Source organism: Streptomyces sp. NPDC054794 (genome assembly GCF_053611585.1).
Genome location: NZ_JBSHAQ010000028.1, coordinates 109,056 through 130,335, shown reverse-complemented (window position 1 = coordinate 130,335; position 21,280 = coordinate 109,056). Strand labels below are relative to the sequence as shown.

Here is a 21,280-nt window from a genome sequence, read left to right as displayed (position 1 = left end):
GGGCGCCCGGGATCTCCCGGGCGCCCTTCGCCATGTCCGCCGCACCGGCCGGCCGAGTGCTCGACCGGCCGACCACCCTACTGGTCGTCGAGATTGAGCGGGTCGTCCGTGACGCCGCCCGTCGGCTGCCCGGTGGTCGGCGACTGGCTCGGCGTCTGGGAGGGCGTCTGGCTCGGCGTCTGCGAGGGAGTCTGACTGGGCGTCTGGCTCGGCGTCGCGGACTTCGACGGGGTACTGGACGGCGTCGTGGACGGCGTCTGCGTCGGGTGGTAGGTCCAGGTCGGGCTCGCCGTCGGCTCGACGGCCGCGCCCTGCGTGGTGTTCAGGTCGAACTTGGACCGCTTCGTGACGCCGAAGGTGTACGTCGCCCAGATCTCCGCCGGGGGACCGCCGCCGTTGACCCGGCCGCCGCCCATCGCGCCCTTCAGCGAGACATGGTCGAACCTCTTGATCGGCTGTCCGTCACAGCCCTTGCCCCCGGCCTTGGCCGCCTCACCGAACAGGCCGACCGAGGTGACCAGGTCCGGGGTGTAGCCGGTGAACCAGGCCGACCGGTTGCAGTCGGACGTACCCGTCTTGCCCGCCACCTGCTGGCCGTCGCGCTGCGAGTTCTGCGCCACCGACTCCGACGCCGTACCGTCGTCGACCACGCCGGTCAGCACCGATGTCACCCCGTCGGCGGCGGTACGGCTGATCACCTGGCCGCCGATCGGGTTGGGCATCTCGACCTTCCCGCTCTTCTTCTCCGCCGACTTGACGATGGTCGGCGTCACCTTGTTGCCGTGGTTGTCGAAGGTGGCGTAGATCCCGGCCATCTCCAGCGGGCTGGCGCCCATGGAACCCAGCGTCTGCGCGGGCACCGCCTGCATGCCCTCGGTGTCCATGCCCAGCTTCTTGGCGGTGCCCATCACCTTGTCCATGCCCACGTCGACGCCCATCTGCGCGAAGACCGAGTTGACGGACTTGTTCATCGCCTTCTGGACGGTGATGGGGCCGTAGTTCTGGTTGTCCTCGTTGGGCGGGGCGAAGCCGACCTTGGAGCCGTTCGCCACGACCTGGCGGCGGCTGGTGCCGTCGTAGATCGTGTCGGCGCTGATCTGCTTGCCGTTCTGGGTCTCGGCGTCGTCCTCCAGCGCGGCGGCCAGGATCAGCGGCTTGAACGTGGACGCGGGCTGGTAGTCGCGTCGGGTGGCGTTGCTGACGTAGTGCTTGAAGTAGTCCACGCCGCCGTACAGCGCGACGATCCTCCCCGTCTTGGGGTCGACCGAGACCGCGCCGGCCTGGACGTCGCCGTCGACCCTGCGCTTCTTCTTGTCGAGCTTGGCGGTGAGTTGGGTCTTGACCGCCTTCTCCAGCTGCGTCTGCTTCTTCTTGTCGATGTTCAGGGTGATGGTCCAGCCCTGGTTCTCGACCTTCGCCTCCGCGTCGGAGCGGCTGATCCCCTGCTCGTCCATCAGCTGCTGTTCCAGCTGCCTGTTGGCGAGCTCGATCAGATAGCCCTTCTGGCCCTCCCGGCCCGGGGTGCCCTTCGGGTCCTTGGGCACGGGGAACTTCATGGACTGGCGCTTGGCCGAGTCCAGCCAGCCCTCCTCGACCATGTTGTTCAGGACGTAGTTCCAGCGCTGCGTCACCAGCTTCTTGCCGGTGGCGGAGGCGACCGCCCAGTCGTACTGGCTCGGCGCCTGGAGCAGCGCGGCGAGGTACGCGCCCTGTTCGACCGACAGATCCTCGGCGTCGACCCGGTAGTAGGCCTGCGCGGCGGCCTGGATGCCGTAGGCGCCGCGGCCGTAGTAGCTGGTGTTGATGTAGCCGGCGAGGATGTCGTCCTTGCCGTTTTGGCGCTCCACCTTCAACGAGATGACCAGCTCCTTCAGCTTGCGCGTGACGGTCTGGTCCTGGTTGAGGTAGTAGTTCTTGACGTACTGCTGGGTGATCGTCGAACCACCCTGCTTGCCCTTGCCGGAGAGGGTGTTGATCAGGCCTCGGGCGGTGCCCTTAAAGTCGATGCCGTGGTCGTGGTAGAAGTTCTTGTTCTCCGCCGCCACGAAGGTCAGTTGGACCTTCCTGGGCACCTTGGTCAGGTCGACGATCTCACGGTTGACCTTGCCGTCCCGGGCGAGGATCGAGCCGTCGCTGTACTTGTAGACGTTGCTCTGCTGCTCCGCGGCCGGGTTGCCCGTGGGGACGTCCACCATCAGGTACAGCACGATGAACGAGCCGATGCAGAGCAGGCAGAAGCCGAAGAACGTGCCGAGGATCTTCTTCCAGGTGAAGAGCCTGCGTATGAAGCTCTTCGCCGGCTTTCCACTCGCACCGCTCGCGCCGCTCGCGCCGTTCACACCGCTCGCGCCGTTCGCGACGGGCCGGGAGCGACGCTTGGGCGCCGCGCGGCGGCCACCACGCTGCCGCGCTCGTCTCTCTTCCGCTCGTCCCATGGCTCCGTCAGCTCCGCTTCGGTCGTGAGGTCAGCTCAGCAAGCTAACACCCGTCTATATGACAAAGAGGCTCCGATCCGCCCTTTTAGGGACGTGACAATCAGCACCCCGTTCCAACGGAACCGACGGCTGACGGGCGTGCGGGGTTGCCTCACGACAAAAAGTGAGACCCCCGGCATACCCGAGACACCCGCCCCACGCGTACGGAAGTACCCCGCGCACAGCGTCGACGCACGCGCGCGTGGAGGCGGCGCTCGCCCGTATCGCGGTGGGGGCGCCTCCCACGCCCTTCAGGCAGCGGGGGAAGGGCGTCGTGGAGCTGGACGAGGAACGGAAGGCGGCGATGGCGTCCAACCTGCTGCCCAGACCCGGACCCGGACGTCCGCCTGTATCAGAACCGTGACAATGGGCCCCCACCTGCACGGTCGTACGCCCCGCCATGATCTACACACTCGGCGTATACATAGGACGTATACACCGTATGTAGAGTGCTGCCATGTCCATCGGTCACACCCTTCTAGGACTCCTGGAGTCCGGCCCCCGACACGGCTACGACCTGAAGCGGGCCTTCGACGAGAAGTTCGGTCACGACCGGCCGCTGCACTACGGCCAGGTCTACTCGACGATGTCCCGGCTACTGAAGAACGGGATGGTCGAAGTCGACGGGATCGAGGCCGGCGGCGGCCCCGAGCGCAAGCGCTACGCGATCACGGACGCCGGCATCACCGACGTGGAGCGGTGGCTGGCGACGCCGGAGAAGCCGGAGGAGTACCTCCAGTCGACGCTCTACACCAAGGTCGTCCTCGCGCTGCTGACCCACCGCAACGCGGCCGACATCCTCGACACCCAGCGCTCCGAGCACCTGCGCAGCATGCGGATCCTCACCGACCGCAAGCGCCGCGGCGACCTGGCGGACCAGCTGATCTGCGACCACGCGCTGTTCCACCTGGAGGCGGACCTGCGCTGGCTGGAGCTGACGGCCGCGCGGCTCGACAAGCTCCGTGAGGCGGTGGCCCAGTGACTCCTCCTCCCGGTTCCCTGCTCGCGGCCGAACAGCTGCGCAAGGCCTACGGCCCGACCCTCGCGCTCGACGGCGCGGAGTTCTCCATCCACCCCGGCGAGGTCGTCGCGGTGATGGGCCCCTCCGGCTCCGGCAAGTCGACCCTGCTGCACTGCCTCGCCGGCATCGTGCCGCCCGACTCGGGCTCGATCACGTACGACGGGCGCGAGATGGCGACCATGAGCGACGCCCAGCGCAGCGCGCTCAGGCGCTCGGAGTTCGGGTTCGTGTTCCAGTTCGGCCAGCTCGTACCGGAGCTGACCTGCGTGGAGAACGTGGCCCTGCCGCTCCGGCTGAACGGCACCTCCCGCAAGGAGGCCGAGCGGGCCGCGCTGAGCTGGATGCAGCGCCTGGAGGTCGACGACCTCAAGGGCAAGCGGCCCGGAGAGGTCTCCGGCGGCCAGGGCCAGCGGGTCGCGGTCGCGCGTGCGCTGGTCACCGGCCCGCGGGTGCTCTTCGCCGACGAGCCCACCGGCGCCCTGGACTCGCTCAACGGCGAGCGCGTGATGGAGCTGCTCACCGAGGCGGCCCGGTCGACGAACGCGGCGGTCGTGCTGGTCACGCACGAGGCGCGGGTCGCGGCCTACTCGGACCGCGAGATCGTCGTACGGGACGGCAAGTCCAGGGACATGGAGCGCATCGTATGAGCCCGGCACGGGGGGCCCTGCCCACGCAGGTGAGCCCGGCACCGACGGCTCCGCCCCCGCAGGTGAAGGCGAGAAGCTGGGGGATCGCCCGGGACCTGTCCATGGGGGTCCGCTTCGCCTTCACCGGCGGACGCGAGGGGTGGGTCCGGGCACTGCTGACCGCCGTCGGCGTCGGTCTCGGCGTGGCGCTGCTGCTGCTCACCACGGCCATACCGAACGCCCTGGCCGAACGCAACGGCCGCAGCGAGGCCCGGGACGACTTCACCTACAGCGGGAAGACGCTGCCGAAGGCCGACAACACGGTCGTCATCGCCGACGCGAGCACGACGTTCCGCAGCAAGGACATCCGCGGCCGGCTCCTGGAGCCGGAGGGCACGCGGGCGCCGCTGCCCCCGGGTCTCGGCAGGTTCCCCGCGAAGGGCGAGATGGTCGTCTCGCCCGCGCTCAAGGATTTGCTGGACTCCGGCTCCGGCAAGCTGCTGCGCGAGCGCCTGCCCTACCGGATCACCGGGACCATCGAGCGGACCGGACTCATCGGGCCCTCCGAACTCGCCTACTACGCGGGCGCCACGGGCCTGGCCAAGCGTCTGCCCGGCGACAGCATCGAACGCATCAACTACTTCGGGCCCTCGCAGAACCGCACGCAGGATCGGCTGGACCCGGTGCTGATCCTGCTGATCCTGATGATCTTCGTCGTGCTGCTCATGCCGGTCGCGGTGTTCATCGCGGCGGCCGTGCGCTTCGGCGGCGAGCGCCGCGACCGGCGCCTCGCGGCGCTCCGGCTGATCGGCGCGGACGGGCGGATGGCGCGCCGGATCGCGGGCGGGGAGGCGCTCGCCGGGGCACTGCTCGGACTGGTCTTCGGCACCGCCTTCTTCCTGATCGGGCGTCAGCTGGCGTCCTCGCTCGCGGTGCGGGACATCAGCGTGTTCCCGAGCGACCTGAACCCCTCGCCCCTGCTCGCCCTGCTGGTCGCCGTCGCGGTACCGGCCGCGGCTGTGCTGGTCACGCTGTTCGCGCTGCGCGGGGTCGTCATCGAACCGCTCGGTGTGGTCCGTACGGCCAAGCCGCCGCGCCGCCGGCTGTGGTGGCGGCTGCTGCTGCCGCTGGCCGGTCTCGGCCTGCTGTACCCGATGATCGGGCAGGGCGACTCCAACGGGAACTTCAACCAGTGGCTGGTGATCGGCGGCACCGTGCTGCTGCTCGTCGGTGTCACCGCGCTGCTGCCCTGGGTCGTCGAGACGGTGGTGGCACGGCTGAACTCCGGTTCGGTCTCCTGGCAACTGGCCGTGCGCAGGCTCCAGCTGAGCAGCGGTTCCGCCGCCCGCATGGTCAACGGCATCGCCGTCGCGGTGGCCGGGGCGATCGCGCTGCAGATGTTGTTCGCCGGGGTCGAGGGCGACTACACCAAGCAGACCGCCAACGACCTGAACAGGGCGCAGATGGAGGTCTCCCTGAACAACGGCGTCCCGCTGACCGAGGCCGGCCGGCAGCTCGCCGGGACCGAGGGAGTGCGCCGCGCGTCGGCCATCGCGCAGTCCTGGGCCGGGGACCGGGCGAAGGACCCCGAGGCCTCGCTGGAGATCGCCGTCGGCACCTGCGCGCAACTGCGCGAGGTGGCACGCCTGACGTCCTGCCGGGACGGCGACACGTTCCGGATCCTCGACGGCGAGTACGACGCCAAGACGAAGCGGCTCACCGAACCGGGCGCCACCGTGTACTTCGACCCCGCGTACAGCGGGGAGCCGAAGCACCCGACGGCCTGGAAGGTGCCCTCCGGCCTGAAGACGGTGGGACAGCGCCAGGATCCGACCGGCTACGCGCGCAGCGGCCTGCTGTTCACCCCGAGCGCGCTGCCCAAGGGCGCGGCGGACGGTCTGTACCAGAAGGTGTTCCTGTCGCTCGACCGTTCCGTGCCTGACGCCGCCGAGCACGCGCGCAACACGGCGGCCCGGCTGGACCCGCTGGCGCACGTGTTCACCCTCGGGGCCAGTGAACAGACGAAGGAGTTCCGGGCCATCCGCACCGGCCTGTTCGTCGGCGCCACCTGCGTCCTCGTCCTGATCGGCGCGAGCCTGCTGGTCTCCCAGCTGGAGCAGCTGCGCGAACGCAAGAAGCTGCTGTCGTCGCTGGTCGCCTTCGGCACCCGGCGCCGCACGCTGGGCCTGTCGGTGCTGTGGCAGACGGCGATCCCGATCGCGCTCGGCCTGCTGCTCGCCTCGACGGTGGGTCTGACGCTGGGCGCGGTGCTGCTGAAGATGACGTCCACCCCGGTGACCGTGGACTGGGCGAGCGTCCTGTCCATGACCGGCATCGGCGCGGCGGTCGTCCTCGCCGTGACGCTGCTCAGCCTGCCGCCGCTGCTGCGGCTGATGCGCCCCGACGGGCTGCGCACCGAGTAGCCGGCACCCTCGCGTGGGCCCCTTCCCGACCGGAGGGGCCCACGTTCCGTGCGGTCACAGGCTGTGCTCCCGCACCACCCTCCGGGCCTGGGCGAGCAGCATGCCGACGTTGACCGACTTGCGGCACACGACGACGGCGACCACGTCCTGCTGCTCGTTCATGCGCAGGAACAGATGGGTGAGGTTCTCGCTGTTGACCAGGATCTCCTGGAAGAAGTGCCCGTCATCGGTGGTGCCCCGGCGCTCCTTGAAGAGGTCCTCGATCATCACGACCGTGCGCCCCTGGAAGAGGTCGAGGGTCGCGCCCGCCAGCAGGTCCAGGACCTCCGGCGGATGGTTGTCGACGGTCTCGTAGGACAGCAGCATCCCGGTGGACATGTCCACGCACCCAGCCGCGAGACAGTCGGGGGCGTCCGTTCGCAGCGATTTGACCAGGCTCATCACCTGGTCGGAGAAACCCGGAGTCATACGCTTCGTGGCCATCCTTCGTCACACTCCCTCTGGCGTTTTGTCGGTGAGGATCGAACCGATGCGGTCGAGGGCCGGATAGGTCGCCTGATGCAGGCGGTCCACGTCCATGCCCTCGTCGCCGAGGACGACCATCAGCGCGGTGTCTCCGACCGCGTAGAACGCGACGCAGCCGTGGCTGCCGTACGTCACCGTCTGCCGCAGCACCCCGCGCGCGGTGGCCTCGGCGGTGCGGCGCGCGAGGCCGAGGCCGGCGGCCGCGAGGGCGGCGAGGCCCTCCGGGTCGATCGTCTCGGCGGTGTCGGCCGCGATGAGCATTCCGTCGGCGGCCGCGAGGGCCGTATCGGTGATTCCGGTCACCCGCTCGCGCAGCCCGCGCATTTCTTGCGCAAGGGCTTCGTGATTCATGTGTTCAACTCCCTCAATTCCTGACTGAATTCGACCGCTCGGTACATCGACGCGCCCTTTTTCATTTGGCGGTGCCGTGCCGCAGCCGGAAGAACCCTTTCCAGCTCGCCCCGCTCTTCGGCGGGTCGAGGGCTTCGGTGATGCCGCTGGCGCCGGGTTCCCGGCGCGGCAGTTCGGCGGGGGTGGGGACGACGGGCTCGGGCGGGGGCGCGGGCGGGGGCGGGCGATGCCGTACGAGGGGAGCCTCCGGCGTCATCAGGACCGGGATCCCGGCGGGCGTCTCGGCACAGCCGAGGAGCCCCTCGCCGAGCATGCGCGCGACCTCGACCGTGACCGTGTAGACCCCGCGCCCGGTGCGGAAGGCCAGGTCACGGGAGGTGCGGCGGCCGTCGGCGTGCGCGAGCAGCTCCTGTTGCAGCGGGGTGAGCCCGTGGTCCGGCGGAGCCAGCGGCAGGGGGCGTTCCCGGTCGGGGCGCACGGGGTGCGGCAGCGCGGTCAGGGCGGCCAGTCTGCGGACGGCCTCCTGGAGCAGCCGGGCGGGCGTCTCGCCGATGGCGACCGGCGCGTGCGCCTCGGTGCCGACGACGCGCTCACAGGCGTCGATCAGCCCCGCGACGACGGCGAAGGTCGCGTCCTGCAGCGCCATCGCGCACACCACCCGCAGCTGTGCGGCGCCCGCGTAGCCGTGCGCGATGAGACCGGCGGCCGGCCAGCGTGCCCCGCCGGACTCGCGCACCAGGTCCGCCCACTGGTCGCCGTCGATGCGGTCGGAACGCAGCAGGAGTGCCTCGGGCCCGGGCGCGCCGGGGCTGTGCGCCGCGACGACGAGTCCGCCCCGTAGCTGGAAGGCGCCGCCGGGGCTGCCGTGCACCCGCAGGTCCCCCGTGAATCCCTCCTGCCCGCACGTGAGCAGCCCGTGCGCGAGCCGGCCGTAACCGGCCCTGCCGAGGGAGTCCCGAACGTCCGACATCACTCCCCTTGGCATTTCGGCATTTCGCACAGACGCCTGACGCGTCGCACCGAGGAGGTATGTGTATCAGTTCAGCGGCATATTTCTGCCGGGGATTTTCCTACCTGTCCCCGGCTGACGGAAGTTGGACCATCACGCCATTCAAAACGCTTTGTTCGACACTCATTTGATCGATTACGAGACGAACTCAGGCATCGTCGTCGAGCACCCGCACGGACAGCGGTCGCAGGGCCTCGCGCAGGGCCACGGCGAACTCCCGGTACTCGGCGCCCCGGGCGGCGCCGGCGCGCATGGCGAGGGCGATGCGGCGGCTCGGGGCGGGATCGGCGAAGTAGCCGGTGAGGAGCTGGTTGCTGCGCGTGGTCTCGACCTTGAGGGCGGTGCGCGGGAGCAGGGTGCAGCCGAGCCCGCCGGCCACGAGCTGCACGAGCGTGGACAGTCCCGCGGCCGTCGTGGTGACCGGCGCGTCCGCGCGCCCGGCCTCCCGGCAGATGTCGAGGGCCTGGTCGCGCAGGCAGTGGCCTTCGTCGAGGAGGAGCAGGTTGAGCTCCTTGAGCGCCTCGCGCGGGATGCCCTCGCGGCCGCCGAGCCAGTGGTCGAGGGGCGTGACGAGCACGAAGTCCTCGTCGAAGAGGGGGAGTTCGACGACGCCGGGGACGCCGAGGGGGACGGCGAGCAGCAGCAGGTCGAGCCGCCCGCTGGTCAGCCCCTCGATGAGGTTGGCGGTCTGCTCCTCGTGGACCTGGAGGTCGAGATCGGGATACCGCTCGTGCACGAGCCGCAGGACGGTGGGCAGCAGATAGGGGGCGACCGTCGGGATGACCCCGAGCCGCAGCATCCCGGTGAAGGGCGCCCGGACGGCCTCCGCCTCCTCCATCAGCGCGCCGACCTCGTCCAGCACCGCCTTCGCCCGCACGGCCAGACGCTCGCCGGCGGGCGAGAGCAGCACCTTGCGGGTCGTACGCTCAAGGAGGGTGACGCCGAGGATCTCCTCCAGCGCCGAGACCGCTCCCGACAGGGCGGGCTGGCTCATCCCGATGGCGGCGGCCGCGTCCCTGAAATGCAGATGCTCGGCCACGGCGGCGAAGGCCCGCAGCTGGGACAGGCTGGGCTGGCGCCGCCGCCCACTCACGCTACTCACGGCCACTGATAGATACCTCCGATCAACGCGACCGAGTATAGCTATTTCCCGTATCAATCGACCCTGTGCCAACATCGACGACGTCCAACCCAAGGGAAACGCCCGCGATCCGGGCGCTTCCTCGCTGCAAGGAGAGCGTGTGCTCACTGTCGGTGACAAGTTCCCCGAGTTCGAACTGACCGCCTGCGTCTCGCTGGAGAAGGGCCAGGAGTTCGACACGATCAACCACAAGACCTACGAGGGCAAGTGGAAGATCGTCTTCGCCTGGCCGAAGGACTTCACCTTCGTGTGCCCGACCGAGATCGCGGCCTTCGGCAAGCTGAACGACGAGTTCGCCGACCGTGACGCCCAGGTGCTCGGCTTCTCCGGTGACTCCGAGTTCGTGCACCACGCCTGGCGCAAGGACCACGACGACCTGCGCGACCTGCCGTTCCCGATGATGGCGGACTCCAAGCACGAGCTCATGCGCGACCTGGGCATCGAGGGCGAGGACGGCTTCGCCAAGCGCGCCGTCTTCATCGTCGACCAGAACAACGAGATCCAGTTCTCCATGGTGACCGCCGGCTCCGTCGGCCGTAACCCCAAGGAGGTCCTGCGGGTCCTGGACGCTCTCCAGACGGACGAGCTGTGCCCGTGCAACTGGAGCAAGGGCGACCAGACGCTGGACCCGGTCGCGCTGCTGGCCGGTGAGTGAGTTGTCCCTCGACTCGCTCAAGTCCCGGATCCCGGACTACGCCAAGGACCTGAAGCTCAACCTGGGCTCGGTCATCGGCAACTCCGACCTGCCCGCGCAGCAGCTGTGGGGAACGGTTCTCGCGACCGCCATCGCGTCCCGCTCCCCCATCGTCCTGCGTGAGCTGGAGCCGGAGGCGAAGGCGAACCTGTCGCCGGAGGCGTACAACGCCGCCAAGTCGGCCGCGGCCGTCATGGCGATGAACAACGTCTTCTACCGCACGCGCCACCTGCTGTCGGACCACGAGTACGGCACCCTGCGCGCGGGTCTGCGGATGAACGTCATCGGCAACCCCGGTGTCGACAAGGTCGACTTCGAGCTGTGGTCCTTCGCGGTCTCCGCGATCAACGGCTGCGGGCTGTGCCTCGACTCCCACGAGCAGGTCCTGCGCAAGGCGGGCGTCGACCGTGACGTCATCCAGGAGTCCTTCAAGATCGCCTCGGTCGTCCAGGCGGTCGGTGTGACCCTGGAGGCGGAGGCCGTGCTCTCCGAGTAGGCCGGAGCGGTCCGATCCGCCGGGGCCTCGCTCACCCTTGGTGAGCGGGGCCCTCGGTGTTTTCCCGGACGTCCTTGGGGGCGGCGCCCCCGGACCCGGCCGCGGCCGCCCGGACGACCGCGTCCTCGGGCGCCGGACGGGCCGGCGGGAGCGGGCCGGTGCCGTCCGCCGCCGGTTCCTGCCCCATCCGTTCGAGCGAGTACTGCCGCAGATAGCCCACCACCGTGTTCGTCACCGCCACCAGCGGTACGGCCACCACGGCGCCGCCGATGCCGGCCACCATGCCGCCGGTCGCCACCGTGAGGACCACCGCGAGCGGGTGGACGCGGACCGCACGGCCGAGGATGAACGGCTGCAGGATGTGCCCCTCGATCTGCTGGACCAGGAGCACCACGACGAGGGTCATGACGGCCGTGAAGACGCCCTGGGTCACCAGCGCCACGATCACCGCGAGCGCGCCGGAGGCGACCGCGCCCACGAGCGGGATGAACGAGAACAGGAAGATGAAGACGGCCAGCGGGACGGCCATCGGCACATCCAGCCAGTAGATGCCGATGCCGATGCAGATGGCGTCGATCAGGGCGACCAGGACCGTGCCCCGCACGTAGGCCGTCAGGGTGTTCCAGGCGCGCGGGCCGGCGCCGGCCACGCCCGGGCGGGCCGCCGCGGGCACCAGCTTCAGCGACCACTGCCAGATGCGCTCACCGTCGTACAGCAGGAACAGCGTCGAGAAGAACACCAGCAGGATGCCGGTCAGTGCCTCGACGATGACCTGGACGCCCTCCAGGCCCGCGGACGTGATCTGGTCGGCGTTGGCGCCGATCGCCTCGCGCAGGTTCTTGGCGATCTGGTTGATCTGCTTGTCCGTGACGTGGAAGGGGCTCTTCAGCAGCCAGTTGCGCAGATCGTCGATGCCGCTCTGGATCTGGTTGGAGAGGGTGTCGATGTTCTCCATGACCTGCCAGGTCACGAACCACCCGATCAGACCCATCACGACGAAGCCGAGGATGGCGGTGAGCGCGGTCGCCGGACCGCGCGGCACCCCGTGGCGCCGCAGCCGGGCGACCGTGGGCTGCAGCAGCGCGGTGATCAGCAGGGCGATGACGAAGGCGAAGACGACCAGTTGTACGGCGCTGATGACGCGCATCAGCACCCACAGCGTGCCCGCGAGCACGAGCAGCCGCCAGCCCGCCTCCGCCGCGACCCGCACACCCCACGGGACGGCCTGCGCCGGGTCGGGGCGGGGACCGGCGGGCACCACGGGCGTGGGGGCGGGGGTGGCCGGGACCGAGTCGGTGACGCGGTCGGCGACGACCGGTTCGGGCTCGGCGTGCTCCTTCTCGACCTCGGCCCGCCGCTCGTCCAACCGCTGGCTCACTTCGGTCAGTCCGGCGCCGAGTCGGCCGAGCCACCCTGGCACTCGCGACATGATCCGTCCTCTTCCCCCGCGTCCTCGGGTGCTCGCCACCACTCCCCCCTGGAGTCGTTCGCGTCCGACCGTACAGGGCGAAAGCCCCTCCCCCTAGGACGGGGAGGGGCTGCGCAAGGTTGAGAGGGAACCGGGAGGCTCAGTACCAGTGGTTCGCCTGCCAGAACGACCAGGCCTCACAGGGGCTGCCGTACCGGCTGTTCATGTAGTTGAGGCCCCACTTGATCTGGGTGGCCGGGTTCGTCTGCCAGTCGGCGCCGACGGACGACATCTTGGAGCCGGGCAGGGCCTGGAAGAGACCGTAGGCACCGGAGGAGGCGTTGACCGCACGGTAGTTCCAGCTGGACTCGTGGTCCACGATGTTGCTGAAGCACTGGAACTGGCCGCTCGCCACCATCTGGCGCGCCATCGCCTGGATCTGCGCGACGGAGTACGAGCTCTGGACGGGGAAGCTGGAGGAGTCGCGGGTCGACCGGGTGGCCGCCTTCTTCGCCTCCGCGCGCTCCTTGGCTTCCTTCTCCGCCTTCTCCGCGGCAGCCTTCTTCGCGACGGCGGTCTCGGCGGCGGCCTTGCGGGCGAGAGCCTCGGCGTCCTTCTTGGCACTCGCGTCGGCCGCGATGGCCTGTGCGTCGGCCTGCTGCGTCAGGGAGGCGGTCTGCACCTGGGCCTGCTGTCCCGCGGGTATGTCCGCGAGAAGCGTCGTGGTGTCTGCTGCCGTCGCTTCGGCGTCGTTGTTCTGCGCGGTGCTGCCCGAGGCAACGCCGACGACGCTTCCGACAGCGGTGACCGCCGTGGCCGAGGCCACTGCGAATCCCCGGACCGAGATCCGGCTCACACGGTTTCCTTCCAGCATCGCCCGCTTCGGTGACCCTGGCGGACGCAATCGTGCCCCTGGCGCTGGCCTCCCAACTGCGGGGTCACGGGAGGCACGGACCCGGTGGGCAACTCCCCCGAAGGGAGCGCCGCGTGGTGCTCGGGCGGCATACGACGTCGCTATGGAGTTAGCCATGGTGCTTTTGTGGTGCCGTACCGCTGGGGGTACAGGTGTGTCGTATGCGGGGCCTGACAGGAGTGAGACTCTGCCGCAACCGGACGCCGGGTGGCAATTCTGCGTTGCGTGTGAAAGCTCACATCCCGTTTGTCCCTGGGGATTTCAGGAAACCGCCACACGCGAAGGCGCCGCCCGGCTAGGCTCAGGCCTTTGCCGGACGGCGCCAACGGGCGATTAAGCCACTCAAGTTGGACACTCGGTTCAGATGTGTCCGTCCTCCAGCATTTCGGTCACAAGAGCGGCAATCTGGGACCGCTCGGACCGGGTCAGCGTCACGTGCGCGAAGAGCGGGTGACCCTTCAGCTTCTCCACGACGGCGACCACTCCGTCGTATCGACCGACTCGCAGGTTGTCCCTCTGCGCCACGTCATGGGTCAGAACGACCCGCGAATTCGCGCCGATCCTGGACAGAACGGTCAGAAGTACGTTCCGTTCGAGCGACTGCGCCTCGTCGACGATCACGAACGCGTCGTGCAGGGAACGGCCGCGGATGTGGGTCAGCGGCAGAACCTCCAGCATGCCGCGCGCGGTGACCTCCTCGATGACCTCACGGCTGGTGACCGCGGAGAGGGTGTCGAAGACCGCCTGCGCCCAGGGGCTCATCTTCTCGGACTCGGAGCCGGGCAGATAGCCCAGCTCCTGCCCGCCGACCGCGTACAGCGGACGGAAGACCATCACCTTCTGGTGCTGACGGCGCTCCAGGACCGCCTCCAGGCCGGCGCACAGCGCCAGCGCCGACTTGCCGGTGCCGGCCCGGCCGCCCATCGACACGATGCCGACGTCCGGATCGAGGAGCAGGTCGAGCGCGATGCGCTGCTCGGCGCTGCGGCCCTTGATGCCGAACGCCTCCCGGTCGCCGCGCACCAGGCGGACATTGCCCTCCGACGTCACCCGGCCCAGCGCCTTGCCCCGCTCCGACTGGATGGTCAGACCCGTGTGCACGGGGAAGTCGGACACCTCCGGGACATACACATGGCCTTCCTCGAAGAGGATGTCCACCTGCTCGCCGGACAGGGTCAGTTCGGACATTCCGGTCCAGCCGGAGGAGTCCGTGATGGCGAGCTCCGCGCGGTACTCCTCGGCGAGGAGACCGACGGACGAGGCCTTGATCCTGAGCGGCAGGTCCTTCGACACGACGGTGACGTCGAACCCCTCGGCCTGCAGATTGCGGGCGACCGCGAGGATGCGGGAGTCGTTGTCCCCCATGCGGTAGCCAGTGGGCAGCACGCTGGGGTCCGAGTGGTTGAGCTCGACACGAACGCTGCCGCCGAGTTCCCCGATCGGGATGGGGGCATCGAGGCGGCCGTACCGGACCCGGTAGTCGTCGAGCAGGCGCAGGGCCTGCCGGGCGAAATAGCCGAGTTCGGGATGGTGCCGCTTGGCCTCCAGTTCCGTGACCACGACGATGGGGAGCACGACCTCGTGCTCGTCGAAGCGGGTCAGGGCGTTCGGATCGGCCAGCAGGACGCTGGTGTCGAGAACATACGTGCGCCGATCTGGCATGTGGCGCTTTGTGCTGGTCACCACGGAAGGACGTACCCCCTCGGATGAGGTCGGGGAGCGACGAGAAGGAGCTGGACCGGTCGACGGCCCTCGCACACGGCGGGCCGCGAACCGGCCCTCCGCGGCTGGTTCCGTGCAGCGACAGCACGGTCGGGCTGGTGCAAAGGGCCTCCCGGGCGGACGGCCCCGTGCCGCCCGCTGAGATCCGACACCCGTGGTTCGGGTGTCGACCTGCTTGGCTTATGCCCTCGAACATGCGAAGCCATGCAAATGCATAGGACAGCGCGCTGGTGAACTCCTCGTTACTCCCGCCCCAACGGGGACATACGGGGCGGTTACCGGGGGGCGCGACCGGTCGGCCGCGGTCGCTCAGCCGCCGTAACGGCGGTGGCGTGCCGCGTAGTCACGCAGGGCGCGCAGGAAGTCGACCTTGCGGAAGGCCGGCCAGAAGACCTCACAGAAGTAGTACTCGGAGTGAGCGGTCTGCCACAGCATGAAACCGGACAGTCTCTGCTCTCCGCTGGTCCGGATCACCAAGTCCGGGTCGGGCTGGGCGCCCGTGTAGAGGTGACGGCCGATCATCTCGACGGTGACGGAGTCGGCGAGGTCCTCCATGGGGACGCCCTTGTCCTGGGCGTCCAGGATCATCGCGCGCACGGCGTCGGCGATCTCCTGGCGGCCGCCGTAGCCGATGGCCACGTTGACCACTATCCCGTCGATGTGGGCGGTGGCCTCCTCGGCCTCCTTCAGCGTCTGCTGCATGCCCGACGGCAGGAGGTCGAGCGTCCCGACGTGGTGCACGCGCCAGCGGCCGTCGGCGGCGAGGGTGCGGACGACGCCCTCGATGATGCCGAGGAGCGGGACGAGCTCTTCCTTCGGACGGTCGAAGTTGTCCGTGGACAGCAGCCAGAGGGTGACGACCTCGACGTCCGTCTCGGAGCACCAGCCGAGGAATTCCTCGATCTTCTCGGCGCCGACCCGGTGGCCGTGGACGGTGCTGGAGCCGGCGGCCTTCGCCCAGCGGCGGTTGCCGTCCATGATGACGCCGATGTGCTTGGGCACCTGAGCGTGGTCCAGGTGACCTTCCACCCGGCGTGCGTAGAGCCTGACCAGAAGGCCGCGCAGTTTGTCGCGCAGGTTCACGTGTTCGTCAGCCCCTCCGTGGTGCGGTCCCCTTGCCGGGCGAAGCCTACCCCTGCGGGGGGCTGGGCGGGGTCGGGGGTGGACGTGGTGCGGCGCGTGGGCGGGTGGGTGCGGGGCGGTGGGGCTGAGTTCCCCGCGCCCCTGGGGTGGGGATGGGCGGCGTCTCCATAAAGAGCAATGGGCGGCGAACAAAAAACGGGCCGGTCCGTGGGGGGGAGACGGACCGGCCCGAGGGGGGGTTTCCACCATAACCCTTTGTAAGTGATGCTGCGTGCATCGGCGTGCCACAACTACTCTCCGGAGTCGTGCGGCGACGCCCAGGTGGGGGCGAAAGTCCTTGTTCAGAGCCGATACATGGCTGATTCACGGCTGATTCTCGGCGAATCGGGGCGTCCCCCCGATGGGCTACCCGTGTCGCGAACGGCGACTTGACGGGCGCGCAGGCGGTTCCCGGCACCGCGCAGCCCCCTCCGCTGCGCGATGCCGCCCGCGTAGCTTTGCTGACGCGAATTACCTTGGTCTGAACTTACGTGAAGAGTGCAGGGGATGCGAGCCGCTGGCGATAACGATGTGGAAACCCCGTGGAGATGGAAGGGGCTGGAGTGACCACCTCGTTCGCTTATGCGTAGATCGCCCGATTCGCGGGGCAGTGACCAGGTGCCGAACGGCAGTTCCCGGCCATTTCCCAGGAGGGGCGCCTACGGCGGTCGTTCAGCGGACCGGTTTGCGGGCGTCGAAGAGGTGTCGGGTGCTGTGGGCCACGAAGGGACCCTCCGTCCGGATCCGCTCGTGCAGGGCGCGGAGCCGGGGCTCGTACTTCTCGACGGCGAAGTCGGGGACCATCCAGATCACCTTGCGGAGGAAGTGGACGACGGCGGCGATGTCGTGGAACTCCATGCGCAGCCGCTCCGCCCGCAGGTCCACGATCTCCAGCCCGGCCGCCCGGGCATCGTCGCGCTCGCGGTCGGGGTGGCGGGCGGTGCGCGTCTCCTCCGGCAGGGGCCCGAGGAAGTACTCGACGAGTTCGACGACACTGCTGGGCCCGACGTGCTGGGCGAAGTACGTGCCGCCCGGCCGCAGCACCCGGACGATCTCGTCCCAGTGCGGCCGTACGGGGTGCCGGCTGAGGACCAGGTCGAAGGTCCCGGCGGCGAACGGCAGCGACGCGTCCTCGTCCGCGGCGACGACCACGACACCGCGCGGGCGCAGCAGGGTGGTGGCCTTGGCGACGTTCGGCGGCCAGCCCTCCGTGGCGGCGAGCAGCACGGGCCGGTCCGGGGCCGCCGTATTGAGGGAGAAGTCCAGGACCTCGCCCCCGCCGGTCTGGATGTCGAGCGCGGCGGTGGTGTGCGCCAGCCGGCCGGCCGCCGAGCGTGCGTACCCCCAGGACGGACGGGCCTCGGTGGCCCGGCCCTCGAACCAGGAGAAGTCCCATCCCTCGGTCGGAACGGCGACGCCCTCGGCGACGAGGTCCTCGAAGGTGCGGTCGGCTGCCATGGGGTGATCATGACAGGACGCTGTCGGTGCGCGCTGCTAATTTTCGGCGGCATGACGACACTTGATGAAGGTGCGGGCATGCCGTACGCCGGCGGCGAGAAGGAGACCCTGCACGCCGGCCTCGAACGGCACCGGGACGCCGTGCGGTGGAAGCTCGACGGACTGGACGACGAACAGCTCCGCCGTCCCATGACTCCGTCGGGGACGAACCTGCTCGGGCTGGTGAAGCACCTGGCCTCCGTGGAGTACGGCTGGTTCGTGGAGACCTTCGGCGGCGAGGCCGAACCCTTCTGGTTCGACCCGTACCAGGGCGAGGACATGACCGTCGGACCCGACGAGACGACGGACCGGATCATCGCCTTCTACGACCGTGCGCGCACCGCCGCCGACGGCGTCATCGCCCGGCTGTCCCTGGACGACCTCGGCAAGCCCGCCTGGCGCGACCATCAGGTGTCCCTGCGCTGGGTCCTCGTCCACATGATCGAGGAGACCGCACGGCACGCCGGTCACATGGACATCGTCCGGGAACTCCTGGACGGCGCCACGGGAGACCACCCACGCGCCACGAACCCGGCCTGAGCCGGTCTCAGCTCTTCTCCCCGTGGAGTACGAACAGGACGTGCTCGTCCTCTCCGTGCCGGAGCGTGCCGGCGCGCTCGAAGCCGTGTCTCTCCAGGAGCCGGACGGAGGCCGTGTTGCGGGAGAAGGGGTCGGCGTACAGGGGACGGGTGAGGTCCTGCTGGAGGAAGAGGGCGAGGGCCTTGGTGCCGATGCCGCGGGCCCAGTACGGACGGCCCAGCCAGTAGCCGACGAACCGGCGGTCGCCCTCCGTCCAGGAGCCGAAGTTCCCGGCGGGTTCCCCGTCCACGGTGACCGTCCGCACCAGGCAGTCGGGATCCCCGAGGATGCGCTCCCTCCAGTGGGTCAGGAAGGCGTCCCGCGGCCGGGGAGTGAACCTCGACCGCCGGACGGCCTCCGGATCGTGCTCGTAGACGAAGAAGACCTCCAGGTCGTCGTCCGTCACCTCGCGCAGCCGTACCTCTTCGTACGCACCGTCCTGCATCTCGGTCATGGGGCCGAGTGTGTCAGCCGCCACTGACAACGGGTCCCGCGCTACGGCACGAGGGGCCGGACCTCCTCGGCCGCGAACCGGACGAATCCCTCGGGGTCGGGCTCGTCCCCCGTCGGCTGCAGGACCACCGTGTTGGCGCCCGCCTCGGCGAGCCGCTGAACCGCCTTGGCGACGGCCCCCGCGTCGCCGGCGACCCCGAGCTCCGGGACCGACTCCAGCCCCTCGTCGAGCAGCTCGGCACGGAGCCTGGCGGCGGCGTCGGGGCCGGTGGCGGTGAGGAGGTAGACGACGACGGGGTGCGCCCCCTCGCGCCCGGCGGCGCGCCGCCCCTCCTCGATGAGCCGCCGCGCCCGCCGCACGCCGTCCGGGGGTGTGGCAGCGGTGAGGATCGTGCCGTCGGCGGCCTCGCCGGTCAGACGCAGCGTGCGCGGTCCGGTGGCGCCGGCGAAGACGTCGGCGCGGCCCTGGGGCGGCCAGTCGAGCGCCACGTCGTCGAGCTTGACGTACCGCCCGTCCACGGTGAGCCGCTCACCGGCCAACAGGGCGCGCAGCGCGTGGAGATGCTCCCGGAGCAGGGTCAGCGGGGACTCGGCACGGGCGCCGACCTGCCCCATCCAGTCCTGCACGCCGTGCCCGACGCCCACGATCGCGCGCCCCGGGAACATCCGGTGCAGCGCGGCGGTCTCCATCGCGGTGATGGCGACATTGCGCAGCGGCACGGGCAGCAGTCCGACACCGACCCGGACCCGCTCGGTCCAGGCGAGCGCGGCGGCGGCCGTCGAAATCCCACCCTCCAGGAAGCAGTCCTCCCACAGCCACAACTCCTCGAGCCCGCACTCATCAGCGAGCCGAGCCACACCCCGCAACCGCTCAGCCGGAAGCTGAGGCCGAAAGACAGCACCGAGTCGAGTCATGCCGACCTTCGTAGCGGGCCAGGGGATCCGGGACAACTCCTTTATGGATACGGTCACAGTGGACAGGGGAGGTGGACCGGCGATGGCACGTTGGCCGGACGGGCGAGGGAAGCTCGTGGTGCACGGTGACGGCAGCCGCGCCGCGGTCGCCGTTCCGCTGGAGATCGCGACCTCCTACCGCGCCCGGACGAAAGGCCTGTTGGGGCGGGACTCCGTCGACGGGGCGATCCTGCTCTCCCCCGCAGGCGGCATCCACACCTTCCGTATGCGCATCCCCATCGACGTCGCCTACCTCGACCGCCACCTCACCGTCATGGCCGTCCGCACGATGAAGCCGGGCCGCCTGGGCCTCCCCCGCTTCCGTTCCCGGCATGTGCTGGAGTCGGAGGCGGGCGTCATGGCCGGGTGGGGTCTGGACGTCGGTGTGCGAGTCGCCGTGGAGGTGGAGTCGTAGGGCCCTACTGCGGTGCCCAAAAGCCGCCGATCCTCCGCTCCAGCAGTTCGGCCAGGCGCAGCGGGGTGCGGTCCTCGAACATCGGGCCGATGAGCTGCACTCCCACCGGCAGGCCCTCGGGGGACCGGCCCGCCGGTACGGCGGTGGCGGGTAGACCGGGCATGGTGGCGACACCGGCCCAGACGAGCTGGTCGAGGTACGGGTACGCGACGCCGTCGATGTCGATCCGGCGTGCTCTCAGATCGGGATTGTGGTCGTGCGGGAACGCGGGAGTGGGCGTGACGGGACACACCACGGCGTCGAACTCGGCGAAAAGCCGCCGCCAGCCGTGACGGTGGAGTTCGCGACGGTTGTTCGCCGCGACCCAGTCACGGTGGCTGAGCACGATGCCGCGCAGCCGGGCCGCGTCGAGACTCCGGTCGTCCGCGCTCAGCCCGGCGGCGTGGGTCCGCAGCTCCTCGTACACCTCGACGGGGAAACTCGCGGCGGCACTCGAAAACCACAACTGCGTGTAGAGCGTCGCGGCTTCGGCGAGATCGGGCAGCAGCGGACTGTGCCGTTCGACGCGGGCGCCGCCGTCGGCCAGCGCGTCGGCCACCCGGTGCACGCCCGCCCGCACGGCGGACCCGGTCGGAATGAGCGGATGCTCGTCGAGGACCAGGACCCGGAAGTCGCGCAGCCGCTCGTGCCGCGCGGGCGGCAGCGTCAGTTCGTACGCCACACCGAGCGTCAGCGGGTCCGGTCCGGCCATGACGTCGAGCAGGAGCGCGAGGTCGCGGGCGCTGCGCGCCATCGGACCGACGACGGCGAGGTCCAGGTCGGCCGGCAGTGCCGGCGCGGACGGCGGGACCATGCCGCGGTGCGCCGCCAGCCCGAGCGTCGGCTTGTGCGCGTAGACACCGCAGAAATGTGCGGGAGTGCGCAACGAACCGCCGATGTCGGATCCGATGGACAGCGCACCGAATCCCGACGCCAGGGCCGCCGCCGATCCGCCGGAGGATCCTCCCGGGGTGCGACCGTGGTCCCACGGGTTGTTGGTGGTGCCGTAGATCTCGTTGAAGCTCTGCACGTCCTGCAGCCCCAAGGGCACATTGGTCTTGCCGAGCACCACCGCGCCCGCGGCCCTGAGCCGCGACACCTGCACCGCGTCCTCGGCCGGTATGTGGGTGCGGTGCGGCGGCATGCCCCAGGTCGTGGGCAGCCCGGCGACGTCGTAGGACTCCTTGACCGTCACCGGTATGCCGAGCAGCGGCCGGTCCTCGCCGCGGGCGCGCGCCCGGTCGGCGTCGCGCGCGGCGGTCCGCGCGCGGTCGAAGTCCGGTACGCAGATCGAGTTGATCGCCTTGTCGTCCCGCTCGATACGGGCGATCGCCTCGTCGGTCAGTTCCGCCGAGGTCACTTCACCAGCACGTAAGGCAGCCGCGAGTTCTTCGGCCGTCGGAAAGTTCGACTCCATG

20 protein-coding genes are annotated in these 21,280 nt (G+C 69.9%); 7 read left to right on the top strand and 13 right to left on the bottom strand.

Going from position 1 to position 21,280, the window contains the following annotated elements; translation table 11 throughout:
• Positions 1-77: 77 nt before the first annotated feature.
• Positions 78-2,435 carry a transglycosylase domain-containing protein gene (locus ACWGKT_RS27845; RefSeq protein WP_356143199.1) on the bottom strand — a complete coding sequence of 786 codons (2,358 nt, stop codon included), beginning with the start codon at positions 2,433-2,435 and terminating at the stop codon, positions 78-80.
• Positions 2,436-2,931: 496 nt separating this feature from the next.
• On the opposite strand from ACWGKT_RS27845, the gene ACWGKT_RS27840 reads away from it, so the two are divergent.
• From ACWGKT_RS27840 to ACWGKT_RS27830, 3 genes are all read left to right on the top strand, one after another.
• Complete coding sequence (locus ACWGKT_RS27840; RefSeq protein ID WP_235455153.1) at positions 2,932-3,456, top strand: PadR family transcriptional regulator; 525 nt, start codon at positions 2,932-2,934, stop codon at positions 3,454-3,456.
• Positions 3,453-4,142 (top strand): ABC transporter ATP-binding protein, encoded by a 690-nt coding sequence (locus tag ACWGKT_RS27835; protein ID WP_235455154.1) that lies wholly within the window; start codon positions 3,453-3,455, stop codon positions 4,140-4,142. Before ACWGKT_RS27840 ends, ACWGKT_RS27835 begins: the two co-directional genes overlap by 4 nt.
• A gap of 101 nt (positions 4,143-4,243) precedes the next feature.
• Positions 4,244-6,544 carry an ABC transporter permease gene (locus tag ACWGKT_RS27830; RefSeq protein ID WP_453275864.1) on the top strand — a complete coding sequence of 767 codons (2,301 nt, stop codon included), beginning with the start codon at positions 4,244-4,246 and terminating at the stop codon, positions 6,542-6,544.
• 54 nt (positions 6,545-6,598) lie between these two features.
• Here the strand turns inward: ACWGKT_RS27830 and ACWGKT_RS27825 are convergent, their stop codons facing one another.
• From ACWGKT_RS27825 to ACWGKT_RS27810, 4 genes are all read right to left on the bottom strand, one after another.
• The gene (locus ACWGKT_RS27825) at positions 6,599-7,027 is read right to left on the bottom strand and encodes a hypothetical protein (protein ID WP_235455155.1); all 429 of its coding nucleotides are present in this window, start codon (positions 7,025-7,027) and stop codon (positions 6,599-6,601) included.
• A gap of 6 nt (positions 7,028-7,033) precedes the next feature.
• Positions 7,034-7,420 carry a roadblock/LC7 domain-containing protein gene (locus ACWGKT_RS27820; RefSeq protein ID WP_356143201.1) on the bottom strand — a complete coding sequence of 129 codons (387 nt, stop codon included), beginning with the start codon at positions 7,418-7,420 and terminating at the stop codon, positions 7,034-7,036.
• 61 nt (positions 7,421-7,481) lie between these two features.
• Positions 7,482-8,390 (bottom strand): MarR family transcriptional regulator, encoded by a 909-nt coding sequence (locus ACWGKT_RS27815; RefSeq protein WP_453275861.1) that lies wholly within the window; start codon positions 8,388-8,390, stop codon positions 7,482-7,484.
• Between the two features lie 187 nt (positions 8,391-8,577).
• Complete coding sequence (locus ACWGKT_RS27810) at positions 8,578-9,522, bottom strand: LysR substrate-binding domain-containing protein (RefSeq protein WP_453275863.1); 945 nt, start codon at positions 9,520-9,522, stop codon at positions 8,578-8,580.
• 148 nt (positions 9,523-9,670) lie between these two features.
• On the opposite strand from ACWGKT_RS27810, the gene ACWGKT_RS27805 reads away from it, so the two are divergent.
• Positions 9,671-10,225, top strand: a complete 555-nt coding sequence (locus ACWGKT_RS27805) for a peroxiredoxin (RefSeq protein ID WP_235460780.1) — start codon at positions 9,671-9,673, stop codon at positions 10,223-10,225.
• Position 10,226: 1 nt separating this feature from the next.
• A complete protein-coding gene (locus ACWGKT_RS27800) occupies positions 10,227-10,760 on the top strand; it encodes an alkyl hydroperoxide reductase (protein WP_356143444.1) in 534 nt (177 codons plus the stop codon).
• Between the two features lie 31 nt (positions 10,761-10,791).
• On the opposite strand, the gene ACWGKT_RS27795 is transcribed toward ACWGKT_RS27800, so the two are convergent.
• The 5 genes from ACWGKT_RS27795 to ACWGKT_RS27775 form a co-directional block, all read right to left on the bottom strand.
• A complete protein-coding gene (locus ACWGKT_RS27795) occupies positions 10,792-12,189 on the bottom strand; it encodes an AI-2E family transporter (protein ID WP_453275860.1) in 1,398 nt (465 codons plus the stop codon).
• A gap of 139 nt (positions 12,190-12,328) precedes the next feature.
• A complete protein-coding gene (locus tag ACWGKT_RS27790; RefSeq protein WP_453275859.1) occupies positions 12,329-13,024 on the bottom strand; it encodes an aggregation-promoting factor C-terminal-like domain-containing protein in 696 nt (231 codons plus the stop codon).
• A 417-nt stretch (positions 13,025-13,441) separates the two neighbouring features.
• Positions 13,442-14,767: a PhoH family protein gene (locus tag ACWGKT_RS27785; protein ID WP_453275858.1), complete on the bottom strand. Its 1,326-nt coding sequence runs from the start codon at positions 14,765-14,767 to the stop codon at positions 13,442-13,444.
• 345 nt (positions 14,768-15,112) lie between these two features.
• Positions 15,113-15,886 carry an isoprenyl transferase gene (locus ACWGKT_RS27780; protein ID WP_356143211.1) on the bottom strand — a complete coding sequence of 258 codons (774 nt, stop codon included), beginning with the start codon at positions 15,884-15,886 and terminating at the stop codon, positions 15,113-15,115.
• A 711-nt stretch (positions 15,887-16,597) separates the two neighbouring features.
• Positions 16,598-17,383, bottom strand: coding sequence for a methyltransferase domain-containing protein (locus tag ACWGKT_RS27775; protein WP_453275857.1), 786 nt, complete (start codon positions 17,381-17,383; stop codon positions 16,598-16,600).
• A gap of 51 nt (positions 17,384-17,434) precedes the next feature.
• Here ACWGKT_RS27775 and ACWGKT_RS27770 point away from each other — a divergent pair, with 51 nt between their 5' ends.
• Positions 17,435-17,962: a DinB family protein gene (locus ACWGKT_RS27770; protein ID WP_356143215.1), complete on the top strand. Its 528-nt coding sequence runs from the start codon at positions 17,435-17,437 to the stop codon at positions 17,960-17,962.
• 7 nt (positions 17,963-17,969) lie between these two features.
• Here the strand turns inward: ACWGKT_RS27770 and ACWGKT_RS27765 are convergent, their stop codons facing one another.
• Together ACWGKT_RS27765 and ACWGKT_RS27760 are read right to left on the bottom strand one after the other, a co-directional pair.
• Positions 17,970-18,455: a GNAT family N-acetyltransferase gene (locus ACWGKT_RS27765; RefSeq protein WP_453275856.1), complete on the bottom strand. Its 486-nt coding sequence runs from the start codon at positions 18,453-18,455 to the stop codon at positions 17,970-17,972.
• 41 nt (positions 18,456-18,496) lie between these two features.
• On the bottom strand, positions 18,497-19,369 hold the full coding sequence (locus tag ACWGKT_RS27760) for an LLM class flavin-dependent oxidoreductase (RefSeq protein WP_453275855.1): 873 nt from the start codon (positions 19,367-19,369) through the stop codon (positions 18,497-18,499).
• An 82-nt stretch (positions 19,370-19,451) separates the two neighbouring features.
• On the opposite strand from ACWGKT_RS27760, the gene ACWGKT_RS27755 reads away from it, so the two are divergent.
• Positions 19,452-19,823 (top strand): DUF192 domain-containing protein, encoded by a 372-nt coding sequence (locus ACWGKT_RS27755; RefSeq protein WP_453275854.1) that lies wholly within the window; start codon positions 19,452-19,454, stop codon positions 19,821-19,823.
• A 4-nt stretch (positions 19,824-19,827) separates the two neighbouring features.
• Here ACWGKT_RS27755 and ACWGKT_RS27750 read toward each other — a convergent pair whose 3' ends face one another.
• A complete protein-coding gene (locus ACWGKT_RS27750; RefSeq protein WP_453275853.1) occupies positions 19,828-21,279 on the bottom strand; it encodes an amidase in 1,452 nt (483 codons plus the stop codon).
• Between the last annotated feature and the right edge of the window lies 1 nt (position 21,280).